At 65.8% G+C, this 20500-nt stretch carries 21 protein-coding genes; 7 read left to right on the forward strand and 14 right to left on the reverse strand.

Features of this window, described 5'->3' with window-relative positions:
• The first annotated feature begins 5 nt into the window (after window positions 1-5).
• Genes gcvT through AC1DUN_RS20725 form a run of 4 tightly spaced genes read left to right on the forward strand, consistent with a single transcriptional unit; the run spans window position 6 to window position 5298 of the window.
• A complete protein-coding gene (gene gcvT / locus AC1DUN_RS20710) occupies window positions 6-1166 on the forward strand; it encodes a glycine cleavage system aminomethyltransferase GcvT (RefSeq protein ID WP_477715620.1) in 1161 nt (386 codons plus the stop codon).
• 59 nt (window positions 1167-1225) lie between these two features.
• Window positions 1226-1591 (forward strand): glycine cleavage system protein GcvH, encoded by a 366-nt coding sequence (gcvH, locus tag AC1DUN_RS20715; protein ID WP_007868705.1) that lies wholly within the window; start codon window positions 1226-1228, stop codon window positions 1589-1591.
• A 55-nt stretch (window positions 1592-1646) separates the two neighbouring features.
• Window positions 1647-4541, forward strand: a complete 2895-nt coding sequence (gcvP, locus tag AC1DUN_RS20720; RefSeq protein WP_477715621.1) for an aminomethyl-transferring glycine dehydrogenase — start codon at window positions 1647-1649, stop codon at window positions 4539-4541.
• A 1-nt stretch (window position 4542) separates the two neighbouring features.
• On the forward strand, window positions 4543-5298 hold the full coding sequence (locus AC1DUN_RS20725; protein ID WP_477715622.1) for a sulfite exporter TauE/SafE family protein: 756 nt from the start codon (window positions 4543-4545) through the stop codon (window positions 5296-5298).
• A gap of 17 nt (window positions 5299-5315) precedes the next feature.
• Here the strand turns inward: AC1DUN_RS20725 and AC1DUN_RS20730 are convergent, their stop codons facing one another.
• The 11 genes from AC1DUN_RS20730 to sorA all read right to left on the reverse strand — a co-directional run bounded on the left by AC1DUN_RS20730 (window position 5316) and on the right by sorA (window position 16290).
• Entirely contained in the window at window positions 5316-6086 is a 771-nt protein-coding gene (locus AC1DUN_RS20730; protein WP_477715623.1) for a transglutaminase-like domain-containing protein, read from the reverse strand.
• 188 nt (window positions 6087-6274) lie between these two features.
• Window positions 6275-7414, reverse strand: coding sequence for a mannitol dehydrogenase family protein (locus tag AC1DUN_RS20735; RefSeq protein WP_477715624.1), 1140 nt, complete (start codon window positions 7412-7414; stop codon window positions 6275-6277).
• Window positions 7415-7427: 13 nt separating this feature from the next.
• Window positions 7428-8438, reverse strand: coding sequence for a zinc-binding alcohol dehydrogenase family protein (locus AC1DUN_RS20740; RefSeq protein WP_477715625.1), 1011 nt, complete (start codon window positions 8436-8438; stop codon window positions 7428-7430).
• A gap of 28 nt (window positions 8439-8466) precedes the next feature.
• A complete protein-coding gene (locus AC1DUN_RS20745) occupies window positions 8467-8796 on the reverse strand; it encodes an L-rhamnose mutarotase (RefSeq protein ID WP_477715626.1) in 330 nt (109 codons plus the stop codon).
• Window positions 8797-8814: 18 nt separating this feature from the next.
• The gene (locus tag AC1DUN_RS20750) at window positions 8815-9651 is read right to left on the reverse strand and encodes an amidohydrolase family protein (RefSeq protein ID WP_477715627.1); all 837 of its coding nucleotides are present in this window, start codon (window positions 9649-9651) and stop codon (window positions 8815-8817) included.
• A 101-nt stretch (window positions 9652-9752) separates the two neighbouring features.
• Window positions 9753-10697 carry a substrate-binding domain-containing protein gene (locus AC1DUN_RS20755; RefSeq protein ID WP_477715628.1) on the reverse strand — a complete coding sequence of 315 codons (945 nt, stop codon included), beginning with the start codon at window positions 10695-10697 and terminating at the stop codon, window positions 9753-9755.
• A gap of 65 nt (window positions 10698-10762) precedes the next feature.
• Window positions 10763-11746 (reverse strand): ABC transporter permease, encoded by a 984-nt coding sequence (locus AC1DUN_RS20760; protein WP_477715629.1) that lies wholly within the window; start codon window positions 11744-11746, stop codon window positions 10763-10765.
• Window positions 11747-11785: 39 nt separating this feature from the next.
• Window positions 11786-13342, reverse strand: a complete 1557-nt coding sequence (locus tag AC1DUN_RS20765) for a sugar ABC transporter ATP-binding protein (protein WP_477715652.1) — start codon at window positions 13340-13342, stop codon at window positions 11786-11788.
• Between the two features lie 217 nt (window positions 13343-13559).
• Window positions 13560-14267, reverse strand: a complete 708-nt coding sequence (locus AC1DUN_RS20770; RefSeq protein WP_477715630.1) for a FadR/GntR family transcriptional regulator — start codon at window positions 14265-14267, stop codon at window positions 13560-13562.
• Between the two features lie 133 nt (window positions 14268-14400).
• Complete coding sequence (gene sorB / locus AC1DUN_RS20775) at window positions 14401-15054, reverse strand: SorB family sulfite dehydrogenase c-type cytochrome subunit (protein WP_477715631.1); 654 nt, start codon at window positions 15052-15054, stop codon at window positions 14401-14403.
• A 9-nt stretch (window positions 15055-15063) separates the two neighbouring features.
• Window positions 15064-16290, reverse strand: coding sequence for a SorA family sulfite dehydrogenase catalytic subunit (sorA, locus tag AC1DUN_RS20780; RefSeq protein ID WP_477715632.1), 1227 nt, complete (start codon window positions 16288-16290; stop codon window positions 15064-15066).
• Window positions 16291-16427: 137 nt separating this feature from the next.
• Between sorA and AC1DUN_RS20785 the strand changes: the two genes are divergently transcribed.
• A complete protein-coding gene (locus AC1DUN_RS20785) occupies window positions 16428-16826 on the forward strand; it encodes an FKBP-type peptidyl-prolyl cis-trans isomerase (RefSeq protein WP_477715633.1) in 399 nt (132 codons plus the stop codon).
• Here AC1DUN_RS20785 and AC1DUN_RS20790 read toward each other — a convergent pair whose 3' ends face one another.
• Window positions 16827-17696: an alpha/beta fold hydrolase gene (locus AC1DUN_RS20790; RefSeq protein ID WP_477715634.1), complete on the reverse strand. Its 870-nt coding sequence runs from the start codon at window positions 17694-17696 to the stop codon at window positions 16827-16829.
• Window positions 17697-17788: 92 nt separating this feature from the next.
• Between AC1DUN_RS20790 and AC1DUN_RS20795 the strand changes: the two genes are divergently transcribed.
• Window positions 17789-18778, forward strand: coding sequence for an LLM class flavin-dependent oxidoreductase (locus AC1DUN_RS20795; protein WP_477715635.1), 990 nt, complete (start codon window positions 17789-17791; stop codon window positions 18776-18778).
• A 201-nt stretch (window positions 18779-18979) separates the two neighbouring features.
• A complete protein-coding gene (locus tag AC1DUN_RS20800; RefSeq protein WP_477715636.1) occupies window positions 18980-19591 on the forward strand; it encodes a DUF6198 family protein in 612 nt (203 codons plus the stop codon).
• A 5-nt stretch (window positions 19592-19596) separates the two neighbouring features.
• Here AC1DUN_RS20800 and arfB read toward each other — a convergent pair whose 3' ends face one another.
• Together arfB and aroQ are read right to left on the reverse strand one after the other, a co-directional pair.
• Window positions 19597-20013 carry an alternative ribosome rescue aminoacyl-tRNA hydrolase ArfB gene (gene arfB / locus AC1DUN_RS20805; RefSeq protein ID WP_477715637.1) on the reverse strand — a complete coding sequence of 139 codons (417 nt, stop codon included), beginning with the start codon at window positions 20011-20013 and terminating at the stop codon, window positions 19597-19599.
• A 22-nt stretch (window positions 20014-20035) separates the two neighbouring features.
• A complete protein-coding gene (gene aroQ, locus AC1DUN_RS20810) occupies window positions 20036-20485 on the reverse strand; it encodes a type II 3-dehydroquinate dehydratase (protein WP_413329618.1) in 450 nt (149 codons plus the stop codon).
• Window positions 20486-20500 lie beyond the last annotated feature (15 nt).

Here is a 20500-nt window from a genome sequence, read left to right on the forward strand (position 1 = left end):
ATGCCTTGTCCGATTCGTCCACCTCTTCCGCCGCGCCCGAAACCCTGCTGAAAACGCCGCTGCACGCGCTGCACCTGGAGCTGGGCGCGCGCATGGTGCCTTTTGCGGGCTATTCCATGCCGGTGCAATACCCCGCGGGCCTGATGGCCGAGCACCACCACACACGCCAGGCTGCCGGGCTCTTTGACGTGTCCCACATGGGCCAGTTGCGCCTGGTGGGCGCCGACGCCGCTGCGGCGCTGGAATCTTTGATCCCCGTCGACGTGATCGACCTGCCCGCCGGCAAGCAGCGCTACGGCCTGCTGCTCAACGACGAGGGCGGCATCATCGACGACCTGATGTTCTTCAACCGCGATTACGCCCATGGCGGCGACCTGTTCGTCATCGTCAACGGCGCCTGCAAGGTCGGCGACATCGCGCACATCCAGGCAAAGATAGGCACGCGCTGCGAAGTCATCCCCATGCCCGAGATGGCGCTGCTGGCGCTGCAGGGCCCGCAGGCCGTGGCCGCGCTGCAGCGCCTGGCGCCCGGCGTCGAAAAGCTGGTGTTCATGACCGGCGGGCGCTTCACGGTGGCCGGCTGCGACTGTTTCCTCACGCGCAGCGGCTACACCGGTGAAGACGGCTTTGAAATTTCCGTCCACGGCTCGCAGGCCGAGACGCTGGCGCGCGCGCTGCTCGCCCAGCCCGAGGTCAAGCCCATAGGCCTGGGCGCGCGCAACTCGCTGCGCCTGGAAGCGGGCCTGTGCCTTTACGGCAACGACATCGACACCACCACCACACCCGTGGAAGCCAGCCTCAACTGGGCCATGCAAAAAGTGCGGCGCACCGGCGGCGCGCGCGCGGGCGGTTTCCCCGGCGCGGACAAAATCCTGGCCCAGCTGGCCGACCCCGCCACGCTGGCGCGCAAACGCGTGGGCCTGGTGGCGCTGGAGCGCGTTCCCGTGCGCGACCACACCGAGCTGCAAGCCGCCGACGGCACAAGCATCGGCGAAGTCACCAGCGGCCTGCTGGGCCCGACCATCAACCAGCCGGTGGCCATGGGCTATGTGAAACCCGAATTCGCCGCCCTGGGCACACGCGTGAACGCCATCGTGCGCGGCAAGGCCGTGCCCATGGAAGTCGCGGCCATGCCTTTTGTCCCCAACCGCTACTACCGTGGATAACCGTGGTTAAGCGCAGCTAAAGCCTTCTTTCCCCACCCCTCAACCCTCCGGAGATTCTCATGACCGTCAAATACACCGAAGACCACGAATGGCTCAAGATTGAAGGCGACACCGCCACCGTCGGCATCACCGTGCATGCGCAGGACGCACTGGGCGACGTGGTGTTTGTGGACCTGCCCGCCGTGGGCACGAGCTTCGCGCAAAAGGAAACCGCCGGCGTGGTCGAGTCGGTCAAAGCCGCCGCCGACGTCTACATGCCCGTGAGCGGCGAAGTGACCGCCATCAATGAAGCCCTGAAGGACGACCCGTCCCTGGCCAACAGCGACCCCATGGGCGCCGGCTGGTTCTTCAAGATCAAGCTGTCCGACCCTTCGCAGCTCGACGCGCTGATGGACGAAACCCGCTACACCGCCTTCGCGGCCTGATTTCCCGCCCGACTTTTTTCTGACTCCTGCTGCCAAGCCTGACACGGAACCCGACATGTTGATGCAAACCGCCAAGCCCCTGGGCGATCTTGAAAACCCTTCCGAATTCATCGCCCGCCACATCGGCATCGACGAAACCGACGAAGTCCACATGCTCAGTGTCGTGGGCTCGGCCTCGCGCCGCGAGCTGGTCGAGGGCATTGTTCCGCGCTCCATCGCGCGCAGCACGCCCATGGCCATCCCGGCCCCGGTCACGGAAGCCGCCGCGCTCAAGCAGCTCAAGGCCATTGCGGCCAAAAACAAGGTGTTCAAGAACTTCATAGGCCAGGGCTACTATGGCACCTACACGCCGGGCGTGATCCTGCGCAACATCCTCGAGAACCCCGCCTGGTACACCGCCTACACGCCTTACCAGGCCGAAATCTCGCAGGGCCGCATGGAAGCGCTGATCAATTTCCAGACCATGGTCTGCGACCTGACCGGCATGCCGATTGCCAACGCCTCCATGCTCGACGAGGCCACGGCCGCCGCCGAGGCCATGACCCTGGCCAAGCGCAGCGTCAAAAGCAAGAGCAATGTCTTCATCGTGGCGGGCGACTGCCATCCGCAGACCATCGAAGTGATACAGACCCGCGCCAAACCGCTGGGCATCACGGTCAAGGTCAGCACGGCGGCCGTCACGGTGCCGCAGCTGATGGCCGAGGGCGATTACTTCGGCGTGCTGGCCCAGTACCCGGCCACCACCGGCAGCATCCATGACCTGCGCCCGCTCGCGGGCCAGGCCCACGTCGACGGCGCGGCGCTGTGCGTCGCGGCCGACCTGCTGGCGCTCACCTTGCTGGCCCCGCCCGGCGAATGGGACGCCGACATCGTGCTGGGCAACACCCAGCGCTTCGGCATGCCCATGGGCAACGGCGGCCCGCACGCGGCTTACCTGGCCTGCCGCGACGAGTTCAAGCGCTCGCTGCCGGGACGCCTGGTCGGCGTCAGCGTCGACAGCCACGGCAACCCGACCTATCGCCTGGCACTGCAGACGCGCGAGCAGCACATACGCCGCGAAAAAGCCACTTCCAACATCTGCACCGCGCAGGTGCTGCCGGCGGTGATCGCCAGCATGTACGCCGTCTACCACGGCCCGCAGGGCCTCAAGCGCATCGCCGAGCGCGTGGCGGCCTACACCGCCGTCTTTGTGCGCGGCCTGCAGGAGCTGGGCTACGAAATCACCAACACCGGCGCCTTCGATTCCGTGACCGTGAAGACCGGCGACGCGACCACCGCGATCGCCGAGCGCGCGCGCCAGGCCGGCGCCAACCTGCGCTTTCGCCTGAACAACCACCTGGGCGTGTCGCTGGACGAAACCACCAGCCGCAAGGACATCGAACTGCTCTGGTCCTTCTTCGCCAAACCCGGCCAGACGATCCCCGTGGTGAGCGCCTTCGAAAAAGGCGTGGAATCGCTGATCCCCGCCGAGCTGCGCCGCGCCACGCCTTTCCTCGCGCACCCGGTGTTCAACACCCACCATTCCGAAACCGGCATGCTGCGCTACATCCGCATGCTCAGCGACAAGGACCTGGCGCTGGACCGCAGCATGATCCCGCTGGGCAGCTGCACCATGAAGCTCAACGCGACCAGCGAGATGATTCCCGTCACCTGGCCCGAGTTCGCCAACATCCATCCCTTCGCGCCCGCCGACCAGCTGCAAGGCTATGCCGAGCTCGACAAGCAGTTGCGCGACTGGCTGTGCCAGGCCACCGGCTATGCCGGCATCAGCTTGCAGCCCAACGCCGGCTCGCAGGGCGAGTACGCCGGCCTGCTGGCCATCAAGGCCTTCCATGAAGCCAAGGGCCAGGGCCACCGCAACATCTGCCTGATCCCGTCCTCGGCCCACGGCACCAACCCGGCCAGCGCGCAGATGGTGGGCATGAGCGTGGTCGTGACCGCCTGCGACGCGCGCGGCAACGTGGACATGGCCGACCTCAAGGCCAAATGCGAACAGCACAGCGACAAGCTGGCCTGCGTGATGATCACCTACCCGAGCACGCACGGCGTGTTTGAAACCCAGGTCAAAGAACTCTGCGCCATGGTGCACAGCCACGGCGGCCGCGTCTACGTCGACGGCGCCAACATGAACGCGCTGGTCGGCGTGGCCGCGCCCGGCGAGTTCGGCGGCGACGTGAGCCACCTGAACCTGCACAAGACCTTCTGCATCCCGCACGGCGGCGGCGGCCCGGGCGTGGGCCCGGTCTGCGTGGTGGCCGACCTGGTGCCCTACCTGCCCGGCCATGCGACGGCGGGCATTCCCGGCAACGGCGTGGGCGCCGTCTCGGCGGCGCCCCTGGGCAATGCCGCGGTGCTGCCCATCAGCTGGATGTACTGCCGCATGATGGGCCCCGAGGGCCTGACGCAGGCGACCGAGGTCGCCATCCTGAGCGCCAACTACATCAGCTCGCGCCTGAAAGACCACTACCCGACGCTGTACGCCAGCGAAAACGGCCATGTGGCCCACGAGTGCATCCTGGACCTGCGCCCGCTCAAGGAAACCAGCGGCGTCAGCGCCGAGGACGTGGCCAAGCGCCTGATGGACTACGGTTTCCATGCGCCCACGCTGAGCTTTCCCGTGCCCGGCACGCTGATGGTGGAGCCCACCGAAAGCGAAACCCTGGCCGAGCTGGACCGTTTCATTGACGCGATGATCGCGATACGCGACGAGATCCGCAAAGTGGAAGCCGGCCAATGGCCGCAGGACAACAACCCGCTCAAGCATGCGCCGCACACCGCGGCCAGCCTGCTGGGCGACGGCTGGGACAGGCCCTACTCGCGCGAAACCGGTGGCTTCCCGCTGGCTTCGCTCAAGCAGGCCAAGTACTGGCCGCCCGTGGGCCGGGTCGACAACGTCTACGGCGACCGCAATCTGTTCTGCAGCTGCGTGCCCGTGAGCGATTACGCCTGAGTTGGACGCGCAGATTGTCCTGATCGTCGCGGGCGCGGCGGCGGCGGGCTTTGTCCAGGGCCTGTCGGGCTTTGGCTTCAGCCTGGTCGCCATGTCGTTCTGGGCCTGGGCCATAGACCCGAAGCTGGCGGCTGTGATGGCGGTGTTCGGCGGGCTGACGGGCCAGCTCATGGCGGCCTTCACGGTCGGCCGCAACACCGACTGGAAGCGCCTGCTGCCGTTTCTGGCAGGCGGCCTGCTGGGGCTGCCACTGGGCTTGCTGCTGTTGCCCCGGCTTGATGTCCAGCTGTTCAAGCTGTTCCTCGGCGTGTTGCTGGCGGCATGGTGCCCGGCCATGCTGTTTTCGGGCAAGCTTCCGCGCATCCACCATGGAGGGCGCATCGCCGACGGCGCGGCAGGCGTTGCCGGCGGCTTCATGGGTGCCCTGGGTGGTTTCAGCGGCGTCATTCCGACGCTGTGGTGCACCCTGCGGGGCTACGAGAAAGCGGACCAGCGCGCCGTCATCCAGAACTTCAACCTGGCGGTACTGACCGTCACCATGGCCAGCTATGGAGCGGCCGGCCTGGTCAGCCGCGAGACGCTGCCCATGCTGGCCATCGTGGCGCCCGCGGCGCTCATTTCCGCCTGGCTGGGCGGACGGCTTTACACCGGTATCAGCGACCTGGCCTTTCGCAGGCTGGTGCTGAGCCTGCTGACCTGCTCCGGCCTGGCCATGCTGGTCTCATCGGTGCCGGAGTTGCTGCGGCGAATCGGCTAGGGCCTGTTAACGCTATTTCAAGAAGAACGGGAGCTGGCCCGCAGCTCACGAATGGCTTTGATCATGGTGGGCGCCAGCATATTCCAGTGCAAGGCCCGCAGCGACCGGCGGTAGCGCAGCCCGCTGCCCCCCAGGGCGGCAGACACCAGCTCCAGTGGATCGCTCACCACGCACAGAAGCCGCTTGATCATGGGGTCCTGCTCGCTGGGCTTGCCGCCCAGGAAGGCGTCGTTCTTCCCGTCCCACAAAAGCTGGGCATTGACGTGTATGCCCCAGCCGCATGCCCAGCCGTTGGCTTTCAGGTGTTCGAGGGCGGCGGCCACGTATTCGGCATCAAAAATGAAGGTGTCTGTGCGAACCCAATGGCCCAGCCAGAACTCCGCCAGCGGGCGCGCCGCCGGCGTGGCCCTGGGGATCAGGCCGCGCAGCATTTCGCCGTTCATCTCCATGTAGCGCACCCGCGCCGGGATGCCGGCGGAGCGCATCAGCGCGATCAGCAAAGTCACCTTGTCATCGCCGTCGCCTCCGCGCGCCTCGAGCACGTCGCGGGCCGTCGGGTACTGCAGCTTGACCCGCTTGGTATACGGCAGGTGCTTGACGAAGCGGTAGATGGCCAGCGCCTTGTCGCGATCGGTGCGGCACAGCTGGACCAGCGCGCGGGCCTTCAGGCGCAGCTTGGTGTCGTCCAGGTCCAGCAGCGGCGTGGTGCCTAGCCAGTCCTGCGGCCGGTCGCTGACTTTTTTATACAGCCGGCGCGGCGGATCGAATTGTGCGGCAAGTGCCACCATGGGATCACCACGGAGTGAATCGTTCACGCATGGTAACCCCGCAGGCGCAATTGCGGCGAATTTCGGCTCCACGCCCGGGCGCTGGGGGTCTGGCTCCTTTTTCCTCGGAGAGAAGACAGACATCAGGGCCCGCGGCGTGGGATGTTGCATCGCAGCATGCCATCAAAAGCGGGTGGCCTGCCGGCACTTCAGGGAGCGCACGGGGTGCCTCCGGTATCGGCCAGCGCATTGCGCAGCTGGGTCTGTGCGATGGGCAGTTGCAGCGCCACGGCGCGCTCCACCACGGGTGCCAGGCGGCGCAGCTTCTTCTGCGCGTGGTCTTTGGCAATGTCGGCCAGGCGGTGTTCCAGAAACGGGTTGAGCAGACGGTCGCGCAACTCCACCAGGTAGGCGCGGGCCTCGGGGCCTGAGCCCTCGGCGTCAAATACCGGCAGCACCTCGTCGGCCCACACGGCCTCCAGCAGGGTGCGCAGCGCCGGGGTGTGCATGGCCTGCACCACGGTCATGTCGGCGGCACCGCTCATCAGCTGCCAGCGCTCGGCCAGTATCGTGTGGCCCAGGTTCAGCAGCCAGAGCTTGCGCTGCTCAAAGGGGGCCAGTGCATCCGTTACCACCATGGCGGGGTGGCTGCAAGGAAGCACCATGCGCGGCCGGCGCTCGATGGCCCACAGCGCATAGGGCTCGGCGACCGCGCCGGCGGGCTCCAGCGGAGACGAGACGATGCGGTCCACCAGTGAATTGACCCACACGCAGTGCTCCCGCACATAACGAAGGAAGTCGGGTGCAAGGCCCCAGCCCTGCGCCAGCGTGGCTACCAGCTTGCGCAGCGTGTCGCCGTTGCGGCTGACCAGTTCGCAGGGGTATAGCGTCAGGGGAGCCTGCGGCTGCTGCTGCCAGCGGTGGTGCAAAAGCGCCACCAGCTTGGCCGGGTAGCTGCGCGGCGCCGCCGTGGGGCTGCGCAGCAGCGCCGCGGTGTCGGAGTCGTCCAGCACATAGCCCATATCCGCCGTGTTGGAGATGATGACCTGCACCGTGGTGGCCATGGCATCGCGCAACTGTGCCCAGTCGCGGCGGGCATGCCAGACGGTTTGTACCGCGTTCACCTGCACGGCTTCCTCGATACGCCGGCCCTGTTGCATGCCCCGCAATTCCACGCGGTAGCCGTGTGCCAGTGCCGCGGCGCGCGCGCTGCTCTGCGGACTGTCCGTGCTCTGCACGACGGTAATGCCGCCCAGCGCCTGGCCTTGAGCCAGGGCCTGGGACACAAACAGGTCCGCATGCGCCTGCAGAAAGCGCCCGGTGCCGAACTGGAGGATGGGCGTGCTCACGTGCAAGCTCCGCTCAGCATTCGATCAGCGCCTTGACCACACCCTGCGTGGGGTCCAGCAAGGTGGCGAATTGGGCGGGCACATCGGCCAGCGCCATGCGATGGGTGTTGAGTGCCGCGGTGGGGATTTTGCCGCCCCGCATCGCCTCCAGCACCGTTTCAAAGTCTTCCATGGTGGCATTGCGGCTGCCCAGCAGCGTAGCCTCGCGTTTGTGAAACTCCGGATCAGCGAAGGTGATGTTGTCCCGTACGATCGACACCAGCACATACTTGCCGCCATGGGCAATGAACTGGAAGCCGCGCTCCATGGCCCGTGCGTTGCCCGTGGCGTCAAAAACGACATCGTAAAAATCTCCGTCCGTCAGCGCGCGCAGCTCGTCCACGTCGTTGTCGGCGATCAAGACACCCGCATGCGCACCCAGGTGTTGTTTGCAGAAGTCCACCCGCTCCTTTCGCGTGTCCAGCGCAGTGACCTGGCCGCCGCGCAGGCCGGCGAACAGCAGGACGGCCATGCCGATGGGGCCCGTCCCCACCACCAGCACGCGCTGGCCGGACTGTACGTCGGCGCGGCGCACGGCGTGGGCACCAATGGCCAGGAATTCCAGCATGGCGGCCTGGTCCAGTGAGACACCCTCCGCCTTGCGCACAAACTGCGCGGGTACGTTCAAATACTCGGTGAAGGCGCCGTCGCGGTGCACGCCCAGCACCTGGATGTGGACGCAGCAATTGGTCTTGCCCTGGCGGCAGGCGACACAGCGGCCGCAGGACAGGTAAGGCATGACAAAGACCGTGTCGCCGGGCTGGAGGGAACTGCCCGCCGGAGCTTCCTCCACCGTACCCGCGACTTCGTGGCCCATGACGCGTGGATAGGCCAGGAAGGGTTGTGTGCCGGTGAAGATGTGCAGATCGGTGCCGCACACCCCCACGCGGCGGATGCGCAGCAGCACATCGCCTTCATTGCGTATGGGCATGGCCGCTTCGACCGTGCGCAGCACGCCGGGAGTTTCGCAAATGACTGTCAGCATAGAGATCCTTGAGTGGAAGTGGTGAGTGTTAGTCGATGTGGAAGACGGATTCCATGGCGGCCCAGTGCTCGCCCGGGCCGCGGGTTTCAAGGGGTCGCTGGCAGGGGCCGCACAGGGCCCACCAACGCTGTGTCTCTGAATCGGCTGCGATAGCCGCCATGTCCGCGTCGAAGTCCTGGCCGTGGTATTCCCAGTAGCCGAACAGCAGGTTTTCCGGCTCCCGCAGAAAGATGCTGTAGTTGCGCAGCTGCGACTGGCGAATGCGCTGCAGCACGGCGGGCCAGACGGCCGCGTGCAGGCGCTTGTATTCGGCGATGTGTTGGGGGTCGATACCAATGACCCATCCCATTCGTTGCATGCAATCTCCGTCTATGCGTTAGTCAAGGTGGTACAGGCGGCGCGCATTGCCGCCAAAGATGGCCGCCATGCCGGCCTCGTCCATGCCCGGGTGAGCGCGGCACAGGGCTCGGGCCATGGCCAGCCAGCCCGGGTAGTCAGCTGCCAGTTCCAGTACCGGCCAGTCACTGCCCCACATCAATCGCCGCACCCCGAAGACCTTCAGGACATGGTCCACATATGGGCCCAAGGCCTGCGCGGTGGGATGGGCGCCGGCCTCGGTGAGCAGCCCGGACAGCTTGCAGTGCACCTGGGGCAGGCTTGCCAGCGCCTGCATATGGGCGCGCCAGGGCTCCAGCCGCGCCAGGGCGATTTCAGGCTTGGCGGCGTGGTCGATGACGATGGACAGCGAGGGATGGCGCTGGGCCATGGCCTGCAGCGCCGGCAGATGCCCGGGCAGCACCAGGGCATCGAATACCAGTCCCTGGGTTTGCATGGCGCGCAGGGCAGGCTCCAGCGCGGGGTTGCTGATCCAATCGGTATCGGGTAGGTCCTGCAGCATGGGGCGCAGCCCCTTGAGCTTGGGGTGACGCGCCAGCGCCGCAATTTGCGCGGGGGCATCCGCGGCGAGCAGGTCCACCCAGCCCACGACACCCAGCACAAAGGGATTGCGCTGCGCTATCTCCAGCAGGTAGTGCGTGTCGCCAATGGTGGGCAGCGATTGAACCAGCACGGTAGCGGCCACCTCGCATCGCGCCAGCTCAGGCCGCAAGTCGGCGGGGCCAAAGTCGCGATGGATGGCTGCCAGGGTGGCCGGCGGCCAGTGGCCGGTGCGGTCCGCCAGGTTCCAGAAATGCTGGTGCGCGTCGATCAGCATGGGGATTTCTCAGGCTGGGCGGGAAAGGTATTTCAAATCCGTGGTGTGCATAGGCCCTCCTCCGGCAGCCGGTGCCGGAGGTATCCTTGGGTTCGGGTGGTTCAGTAGAGAACGTTCTTGGCGGCGGGCGTGTCGATGTTTTTCTTGTTGACCATCAACACACCGGTGTCGCGGAAAGCCGGCACTTTTTTGCCTTCCACAATTTCCGCCACGGTCTTTACGCCCAGGTTGCCCATCTCGAAGGCACTTTGCACGGCAATCGCCTCGATGGTGCCGTCTTTCACAAAACCTTGCAGGTCGGAGTTGCCGTCAAAGCCGATGGCGACCACTTTGCCGGCTTTGCCCGCTTGAACCAGTGCGCGGCCCATGCCGATGGCGGTGGGTTCGTTGGCACCGAAAATGCCCTTGAGGTCGGGATTGGCGGCCAGCACGTCGGTGGTCTGGTTCAGTGCGGTACCCATCTGCGAGTTGGAGTAGAAGGGGCCCACGATCTGCAGCTTGGAGTGCTTCTTGATGTAGTCGGTGAAACCGCCCACGCGGCCGATTTCGGAGCCCGAGCCCGCGGTGTAGGACATGATGGCAATCTTGCCGGTGGTACCGATCTTGTCGATCAGCGTCTTGGCGGACATTTCCCCGGCGGCCTTGTTGTCGGTGGCCAGGAAGGACTGGTAATAAGCCTTGCCGGCATCCGATGCGGCGGAGTCAATCAACACGACCGGAATCTTGGCTTCCCAGGCCTTTTTGATGGCGGGGATCAGGGCATCCGGATCCGAAGGGGCCAGCACAATGCCGGCGACCTTGCGGTTCACGGCGTTTTCCACCAGGGATACCTGCCCGGCCAGGTCGGTGTCGGATGCCGCGCCCTGGAAGGTGGCGGTGTAGCCCTTGAGGCTGCCCACGGCGGCGTTGGAGCCTTTTTTCACGTTTTGCCAGAAGTCCGAGTTGGCGGTCTTCACGATGACGGCAATTTCCTTGTCGGCGGCCAGGGCCATCGACGACGCAGCCACCAGGGCGGCTGCGATCAGGGTGTGGATAAATTTTTTCATTTCTTTCCTCATGGGTGGTTGTAGAGGTTGTCTCTCGAAGTCCCGGTAAGCCCTGCCGGTAGGGATCACTTGCGATGGCGCATCTGGTCGATCCAGACGGCCAGGAGGATGACGACGCCAATCAGAATTTGCTGGGTGAACGCGGACACGCCGCTCATGTTCAAACCGTTGCGCAGGATGCCAATCACGAACGCGCCAATGACGGTGCCCGACACCGTGCCCACACCGCCCGTGAGCGAGGTGCCGCCTATCACCGCGGCGGCAATGGCATCCAATTCGTACATCAGGCCCTCACTGGGCTGGGCCGTGACCAGGCGCGACATCAGCACGCAGCCGGTCAGCCCGGCCAGCAGGCCGGAAAGCACATAGGCAAACAGCGTCACGCCCTTGACGTTCACGCCCGAGAGCCGGGCGGCTTCCAGGTTGGAGCCGATGGCGTAAAGATGGCGCCCCAGTGTGGCGCGGTTCAGCAGGATGGAGACGGCCAGCGCCAGCACGACCATGAGCACCACGGGATAGGGAATGCCGACGAACACCACATCGGGGAAGCCGTCCGCACCGATATTGACGATGCGGAACAAGGCTCCGTTGCCCAGTTCCGCAAAGCTGTCGCCCAGGCCGCTGATCGCGCGGGCATCGGTCAGCTGCAAGGCCACGCCGCGTGCCACCAGCATCATTCCCAGGGTGGCAATAAAGGGCGGCAGTTTGAGCACCGTCACGCACAGGCCGTTGATCAGCCCGCACAGCCCGCCGACCAGCAGGCCGGCAAACATGCCCAGCGGCACGGGCGCGCCCGCCTTGACCAGCATGGCCGCCACGACGCCGGCCAGCGCCAGGATGGCGCCTACCGAGAGGTCAATACCGCCGGTGATGATCACGCAGGTCGCCGCGATGCCAAGATAGGCAATGGACGTCACCTGGAGCGCCACGGTCATGCCGTTGCCCACGCTGAAGAAGGCGTTGCTGGTGAACGAGAAGATGGCGATGAGTCCCAGCAGGCTGGCGAGCGCGGCAAATTTTTGAAACAGGTCTTGTTGTTGTTCGGTCATGGTGGGGTCCGGGGAAAGGGTCTTGGAGGGCTCAGCGGGTCAGCTGGCAGAGGGCACGCTGCGGCCGGAGGCGTAATGCATGAGCTCCTCCTGATGGGTCTCGCGGGTGGGGCGTATGGTGACCAGGCGGCCTTCATGGAAGACCGCGACACGGTCGGTCATCCCCATGATTTCGGGCAGCTCGGAGCTGATCAAAACGACGCCGATGCCCTGGCCCGCGAGCTGGTCCAGCAACTGGTAGATCGCGTACTTGGCGCCCACGTCAATGCCGCGAGTGGGCTCGTCAAAGAACAGCACGCGTGATTCACGGAACAGCCATTTGCTGATCACGAGTTTTTGCTGGTTGCCGCCCGAGAGCAGGCGCACGATCTGGCTGCTGCTGGGCGTGCGGATGTCGAGCGCGCCGATGTAGTGGCGCGCGGCATCCTGCTCTTTGGCAAACTGGATCATGCCCGCGCGGTTGGACACGGCCTCCATGTGGGCCAGCGTGATGTTCTGCGCCACCGTCATCTTCAATGCCAGCCCGTCGTGCTTGCGGTCCTCCGACAGGTAGGCCAGCCCCTGGCGCACGGCATCGCGCGGCGAGCGGATGGCCAGGCGCTGCCCGCCCAGAAACACCTCACCGGCGGCTATGGGGTCGGCGCCAAAAATGGCGCGGGCCACTTCGGTGCGGCCGGCCCCCATGAGCCCTGCAAAGCCCAGGATTTCGCCGCGGCGCAGTTCAAAGTTCACGTCGTGGAACACACCTTGGCGCGTCAGGCCCTGCACGCGCAACAACACCTCGGTCGTGGGCACGGATGTTCTCTTGGGGAATACATCGTCCAGCGGGCGCCCCACCATCTTGGCCACGATCTCTTCCACGCTGGTGTCGGCCAGCTGTTCGGTGGACACATAGCGCCCGTCGCGCAAGACGGTGACCCGGTCCACGATGAGCGCCAGCTCGTCGAGGCGGTGGGAGATGTAGACAATCCCCACCCCCGAGCGCTTGAGTTCGTGGATGATGGCAAACAGCGTCTCGGTCTCCGACTCCGTGAGGGAGGACGTGGGCTCGTCCATGATGAGCACCTGGGCGTTGAGCGACAGCGCCTTGGCAATTTCCACCATCTGCTGCTGGGCGACCGACAGGGTTTTGACCAGCGCGTCCGGTGCGATGTCCAGTCCCAGCCGGTCCAGGCACTGCTGTGCCTGGCGGCGCAGTGCCGCCCGGTCAATCAGCCAGCCCTTACGTGGCTCGCGGGCCAGGTAAATGTTTTCGGCCACCGTGAGGTGCGGCGCCAGGTTCAGCTCCTGGTGAATGATGGCAATGCCGACAGCCTCGGATTCGGCGGGGGATTGGAAGCGGCAGACCTCGCCGCGGTAATGCAGGGCCCCCGCATCGGGCTGGTACTGGCCGCTGATCACCTTCATCAGCGTCGATTTGCCCGCGCCGTTTTCGCCGCACACCGCGTGAACCTCGCCACTTCGCACCTCAAAGCTCACGCCATCGAGTGCCAGCACCCCCGGAAAGCGTTTGGTAATCCCTTCCAGGCGCAACAACACGCCCGCCTCGGCAGGGCTTGGCGCCTCGGGACGGACGGGATCGGACACGGATGACAGCAATGCGAACTCCTCTTGGTGGGCCAGGGGGACCGGCAGGGATGAATTTGCCGCTCCGCAAATTGGTAAGGCCACCTGACACAATTCGCGTATTTGGCCTTACCAGGGAGTGCCTGTGTATTGGTGCTTACCCGTGGCCTGAGAGCCCAACCAGCGTGAAAAGACAAAAAAAAGCCTGCGCAATTGCACAGGCCTGACCAGGGGAAAGTTGACTAGCTCATGACCATTCGCGGCGGCTCTCGACCCAGCGCTGCTCGGAGGCCTGCAGGTGCGCGCGCATGGCGGTCTGTGCGGCCAGCACGTCCCGGCTCTCCAGGGCGCGCAAGATGGCCTCGTGCTCCTGCAGCGCAATGGCCCAGGTCTGGCCGGTTTCGGAATGCGCGCTCAGGCGCGCGGCAATCGGGCTGTGGCGCTCGTCAAATAACTCCCCCACCAGCCGCTCCAGCACGGAGTTGCCTGTCATGGCCGCAATCGTCTGGTGAAACTGCCGGTCAAAGGCCAGGGGCGAGCGGTTTTGCGCCACGGCGGACAGCATGTTGTCCAGAATCTGGCGCAGCGCCGACAGCGCTTCGGGCGTGGCTTTGGCGCAGGCCTGCAGTACGACGGTTCCCTCGATGGCGGCGCGCGCCTGCATCAGCTCGATCGGGCTTTCACCCATGGCGGCCAGGGCCTGCGGCTTGCGCTGGGCCGCGCTGCAGACATACACGCCGGCGCCCATGCGCACTTCCACGCTGCCCTCGATTTCCAGCGCAATCAGCGCCTCGCGCACCGAGGGGCGCGAGACGCCCAGCTGCTGGGCCAGATCGCGCTCCGGCGGCAGCCGCGCACCCGCGGTGTAGTTGCCCTTGTCAATGAAGGCGCGAATCTGGTCGGCAATTTGTTGGTAGAGCCGACGGTTGTCGACCTGTTTGAGTGGGTCCAGCATGAGTCCTCTGCGTGAATTGCAGTTTATGCGACGGCGGGTTTTGCCAGTGGGTTGCGACCCAAAAAGGTAAGGCCAATTCAATGCCGGGTACGTTGGCCTTACCAATTTTAGAGCTTTGGAAGACCAAGCAGGCCTATTGTTTCAACACAAAAGCCGCCAGGGCCTTGAGCTCCTGCGGGCTCAGGTTGGCAAAAGGCGGCATCACCACCGGCCCCCATTTGCCCGAACCACCGGCCTTGATGCTGGCCTCCAGCCTGGCCTGGGCCTGTGGGTCGCTTTTGTACTTGGCCGCGACGTCGTGGTAGGCCGGCCCGACGATTTTCTGCGCCACCGCATGGCAGCCCAGGCAGGCATTGGCCTTGAGCACGGCCTGCACGTCGACGGCCGCGGCGGGCGTGCCGGGAGCCGCGGCAGGAGCCGGCGTTGCCGCCGCCACCGGCCCCAGCGTGGGTTTGGCGCCGCCATAGGTCACGGCCAGGTATTCGCCGATCTGCGCCACGTCGCCGTCGCTGAGCGGCGCGGCATAAGCATGCTCCATCTTGCGCACCTCGGCGGTCCACTGCGCGGCCGTCATGGCCGGGGGCTGCTGGCTGATGTAGTCGGCCGAATGGCAGATGCCGCATTTCTGCAGCGCGAGCTGGTAGCCGGCCAGCTTGGAGGACTTGAGCCTGGCGGTTTCCAGCGGCAGGGTCACGCTCTGCACGGCTTGCGCCCATATGGCGCCGCAGCCCATGGCCAAAACGGCTGCGGACAGGGCACGCACGGCAATCAAGTTGAGGATGTTCATGGCGATCTCCTAGACCGCGAGCAGGCGCGTGGTTTCAACAACGTTGCGCGCATAACCGCCCGGGTTCCAGCTGGCCGTGGCGGGCTGCACATCGCCCTGCATATTGGTGGCGCGCACCATGAGCTTGAGTTCGCCCTTGCGCGGCGCTGCCATGCCGAAACTCCATTCGCGGAACGAGAACCGCCCCAGGTCCTTGCCCAGCACGGCCTCGCGCCATTGCTGCCCGTCTTCCGACACTTCGACCTTGCGTATGCCGCTGCCGCCGTCAAAGGCAATGCCCTTGAGCTGCAGCGGCTTGCCCGTCGGCACGCGCGCGCCGCCCGCCACGCTGGTGATGAAGGAGCGCACCGGCAGCGTGGTGATGGGCCGCGTCGCCGTGGGCGCCGTGCCGGCCGGCACACACTGGCAGGCGTTGTCGGGCACGCGGTAGGCCGTTGACATGAAAAAACCGTCAAAGCCGTGGTCCATCACGACGATTTCGCTCAGGTGCTTGACCCAGTAGGTGCCGAAGTAGCCGGGCACGATGAGCTTGATCGGGTAGCCGTTCAGGAAAGGAATGTCGGCGCCGTTCATGGACCAGGCCACGATGGGCTCTGCACTGAGCGCCAGGTCTATGTTCAGGGCCTTGATGAAGTCCGGTGTTTTGGGCAGCACCGGCGTATCCAGGCCGTTGAACGCCACCTGCTTGGCGCCGGGCAGCACGCCGGCTTTTTCAAGCACGGCCCGCAGCGGCACGCCGACCCAACGCGCATTGCCCATGGAGCCATTGCCCAGCTGGGCACCGAAGACACGCGGCTCAAAAAAACCGCGGCTGTTGCCCGAACACTGGTTGACGGCCACCACCTCAACGGGCGCGGCCAAGGCCTTGAGTTCGGCCAGCGACAGCGACAGCGACTGTTTGACATGGCCGCCCACGCGCAGCCGGTAAGTCGCGGCATCTATGCGCTTGGGAATATTGGCCAGGTGGTAGCGCACAAAGAAGGCATTGTTGGGCGTGATCGCCCCTTCGCCGAAAGCGCTGAACGGTGTTTCCAGGTGCGGCGGCCGCGTGGTCACGCGCAGCAGCGGGCGCTTGCCCGGGTAGGTCACCAGCTCGCGTTCGCCATTGCCGAAGGGCAGGGTTTCATGCCCGGCCGCGAAAGCCTGGAGCGGCAAAGACCCCATGGCCGCGGCCCCGAGGCCGGCGCGCTGCAAAAAAACTCTCCTGCGGGCATCGTGCTCATCGCGATGGTTCATGGGGGCGTCCTCCTGGTGGGGATGAAGGTTTGCCGCAGGGCGGCTGCCGATGCGTCCATGATAGGCCAGCCGGCGCCGCGGCGATAATCCGCGCAGGTCTTCCTCCTGCTCCCTTAGCCATGAAAACCATGATTCCCATGAAAACATTGACCGCCGCACTGGCCTGCCTCGTCATTTCCACCTCCGCCCTTGCCGCCCCGACCGAGACCCTGCCCAGCGGCGTCAAGGTCGTATACACAGCCAGAGGCACCGGCCCGCAGCCCAAGGCGACTGACACGGTCAAGGCGCACTACCGCGGCACACTGGCCAACGGCACGGAATTCGACAGCTCCTACAAGCGCGGCGCACCCGCCAGCTTTGCGCTGAACCGTGTCGTGCCCTGCTGGACCCAAGGCGTGCAGAAAATCAGGGTCGGCGGCAAGGCCACGCTGATCTGCCCGCCCGCCACGGCTTATGGCGAGCGCGGCGTCGCCGGCGTGGTGCCGCCCAATGCCACGCTGACCTTTGACATCGAACTGCTTGCGATCGAAAAGTAGTCAAGCCTGCAGCGCGGCCAGCAGCGCTTTGTCGAAAGCAGCGGCCCGCTCAAACTGCAACCAGTGGCCGGCGTCCTCCACCAGCGCCAGGCCCCTGAAATCCGCGGCCCGTGCCAGGGCCTCCCGCAGCGCGTCCAGCTTGCCGCGGTACAGCGCATCCTCACGCCCATAAATCGCCCACACCGGGCAGCGCAGCCGCGCCAGCGACTGCGCCAGCGCATCGGTGCGCGCCAGGCTGCGGCCCTTCATGCGGTCGCGCAGCACATTGGCGATGTGCAGGCGCAGAGCCAGTTCATCGATGGCCTCTTCGCGGTGCAGCATCAGCGCCGCGAGGTTGTGCCGGTGTATCGCGTCGCGCTCGGCCGCATCGGCCAGGTGCCGCCAGGCGCGCAGGCGTATGGCTTTTTCGGGCGCCACACCGAGGCCGGGCGCGCCCACCAGCACCACACGCGCGGCCCGGGCCGCAAAGCGCTCGGCCAGGAAGCCGGCCACCATGCCGCCAAACGAAAACCCCACCAGGTCGCAGGCCGTATCGCCCACCAGCATGGCCAGGCCCTGCTCCACCGGCTCGGGCAGCACGTCGGCGTCGGTGCCGCGCGGCGGCGCCGCTGAATCACCAAAGCCGGGCAAGTCGGGCACCAGCAGCCAGCGGCCCGACGCGGCCAGCGCGGCGATGTTGCGCAGCCAGTGCATCCAGCTGCCGCTGCCGCCGTGCAAAAGCACCAGCGGCGCAAGCCCCGGTCGGCGCGTGGCCTGGCCCCAGCTGTGCCAGACCATGGCACCGTCGCCGCAAGGGGTTTCAAAACGGCTGGCTGTGCGCAGCAGTGCCAGAGCCTCGAGGGGCAATTGGATGTCCGGGAGATCGCTCATGCAGGGTTTATACCCTGCCACCCGTGCGGCCATCACGAAGCTCCTAAACTGGCCCGTCGCGCTTCACTCACGAGGCGCCATCCCAGATTTCCATGATCCCCTTTTCAGTCCTTGACCTGTCCCCCATCGTCAAAGGTGCCACCGCCGCCGACGCTTTTCGCAACACCCTGGCCCTGGCCCGGCATGCAGAGCAACTGGGCTTCCAGCGCTTCTGGCTGGCCGAACACCACAACAACCCCGGCATCGCGAGCGCGGCCACCGCGGTGGTGATAGGCCATGTGGCCGGCGGCACCAGCACGATTCGCGTGGGGTCGGGCGGCGTCATGCTGCCCAACCATTCGCCGCTGGTGATCGCCGAGCAGTTCGGCACGCTGGCTTCGCTCTATCCCGGCCGCATTGATTTGGGCCTGGGCCGCGCGCCCGGCACCGACCAGCTGACCGCCCGCGCATTGCGCCGCGACCACCAGAACAATGCCGACACCTTCCCGCAGGACGTGCAGGAGCTGCGCTACTACTTTGAAGACATAGAGCCCGGCCAGAGGATCCGCGCCGTGCCGGGCGCCGGCCTCAAGGTGCCGCTCTGGATACTCGGCTCCAGCCTCTTCGGCGCCCAGCTGGCCGCCGCGCTGGGCCTGCCCTTTGCCTTTGCCTCGCACTTCGCGCCCGACATGCTGATGCAGGCCCTGGAGGTCTACCGCAGCCGCTTCGAACCCTCGGCGCAGTTGGACAAGTCCTACGCCATGGTCGCCGCCAACGTGGTGGCCGCCGACAGCGACGAAGCCGCGCGCTACCAGCTCACCTCGGTCCAGCAGGCCATGACCAACCTGCTGCGCGGCACCCCCGGCCCCATGCCGCCGCCCATCGATGACATCGACGCCTACTGGTCGCCGGCCGAGCGGGTGGGGGCGCAGCGGATGTTGAAGTATGCGGTGGCGGGGTCTCCAGCCACTGTCCAGGAGGGTTTGCGTTCTTTTATCGCCGAGACCCAGGCGGATGAGTTGATGGTGACCACGCATATTTACGACCCGGCGGTTGCCCGGCGCTCGCTGGAGATCACCGCGCAGGTGCGGGACAGGCTTTAGGCCGCCACGCCTGCCAAGGTGCCCCGCAAAGCAAATTGCTATTGTTTTTATAGCTTCCTGCACCCACCCTCATTGGGCTGAATCCCTGTAACGCCCTTGGCCACGCTCCATCGACCGGCCAGGCCTGGCGGGTGAACGCCATTTGGCACGGATCATGCTGAGCCTGGAGTGCCGTCCGCAGGCGCTCTTCCAGTTTCCGACATGGCCCAATCCTCAGTCCCCGAACGCCACACCCTCTTTGACGATGCGCAGGGCATCTTTACGGGTACCTTGTTTGTGTCGCTGGCGATGGTGATCTTCAACCAGGCGGGGCTGTTGACGGGCGGCACGGCCGGCATGGCCTTTGTGCTGCACTACGCCACCGGCGTGAGTTTCGGCAAGCTGTTCTTCCTGGTCAACCTGCCTTTTTACTGGTTCTCATGGACCCGCATGGGGCGCGAGTTCACCCTCAAGACATTCCTGTCCATCGCCTTGCTGTCGCTGCTGGCGGACTGGTCGCCCAGGGTGCTTGATATCGCGGACATTCATCCGCTGTATGCCGCGCTGGTGGGCGGCCTGCTGCTGGGAAGCGGCTGCCTCTTCCTGGCCCGGCACCGGGCCAGCCTGGGCGGCGCCACCATCGTGACGCTCTACCTGCAGGAAAAGCACGGCTGGCGCGCAGGCAAAGTGCAGATGGCCATTGACGCTATCGTGGTGCTGCTGGCCTTGCTGGTGGTGCCGCCCGAACGCGTAGCCTACTCCGTGATGGCCGCCGTGCTGATGAGCCTGTTCCTGTGGGTCAATCACAAGCCCGGCCGCTATACGGTGACTTGAGCGGCTCAATCGCCTCCGCCCACCTTGCCCCGTGAAGACTTGATTTCCGAACGCTGGCTTTTTCCCGCGAGACGGCGCTGTTTGGAGCCGTAAGTGGGTTTGGTCGCCCGCCGCGCCTTGGGCGGATTGGAGACGCCATCGACCACCTCCTGCAGCCGCGCCAAGGCATCGGCGCGGTTCATCTCCTGGGTGCGGTGCTGCTGGGCCTTGAGCACCAGCACGCCTTCCTGCGTGATGCGGCTGTCGGACAGGCACAACAACCTCTCCTTGATCGCTTCTGGCAGCGAAGAGGCGTGGATGTCAAAGCGCAGGTGCACCGCGCTGGAAACCTTGTTGACGTTCTGCCCGCCCGCGCCCTGGGCGCGTATGGCGCTGAACTCGACCTCGCGTTCGTCAACCGGGAATTTAGGCGGCGCGGCCATGCCAGTCGGCGCCCGGGCCGCTTCAGCCGGCCAGTTCGGCCAGGCCTGCGATGGCCAGGGCGTAGCCCTTGACGCCGAAGCCGGCCATGACGGCCTTGGCGGCCGGCGAGATGTAGGAGTGGTGGCGAAAGGCCTCGCGCGCATGCACATTGCTGATGTGCAGCTCGATCAGCGTCACGCCCGCGCCCTTGATGGCGTCGTGCAAGGCCACGCTGGTATGGGTGTATGCGCCCGCGTTGAGCACCACGCCGGCCAGGGTGCCGGCGGCCTGCGCGCGGCCGGCCTCATGGATGGCGTCTATCAGCGCGCCTTCGTGGTTGCTTTGCCGGAAGTCCAGCTTGAAGCCGTGGGCCTTGCAGGCCTGGACGCACAGCGCCTCGACGTCGGCCAAAGTCTGCGAGCCGTACACGGCCGGTTCGCGCGTGCCCAGCAGGTTGAGGTTGGGGCCGTTGAGGACCAGGGCTGTTTTCATGAAGCAAGTCTTTCC

The organism is Polaromonas sp. P4_F6 (genome assembly GCF_056401275.1).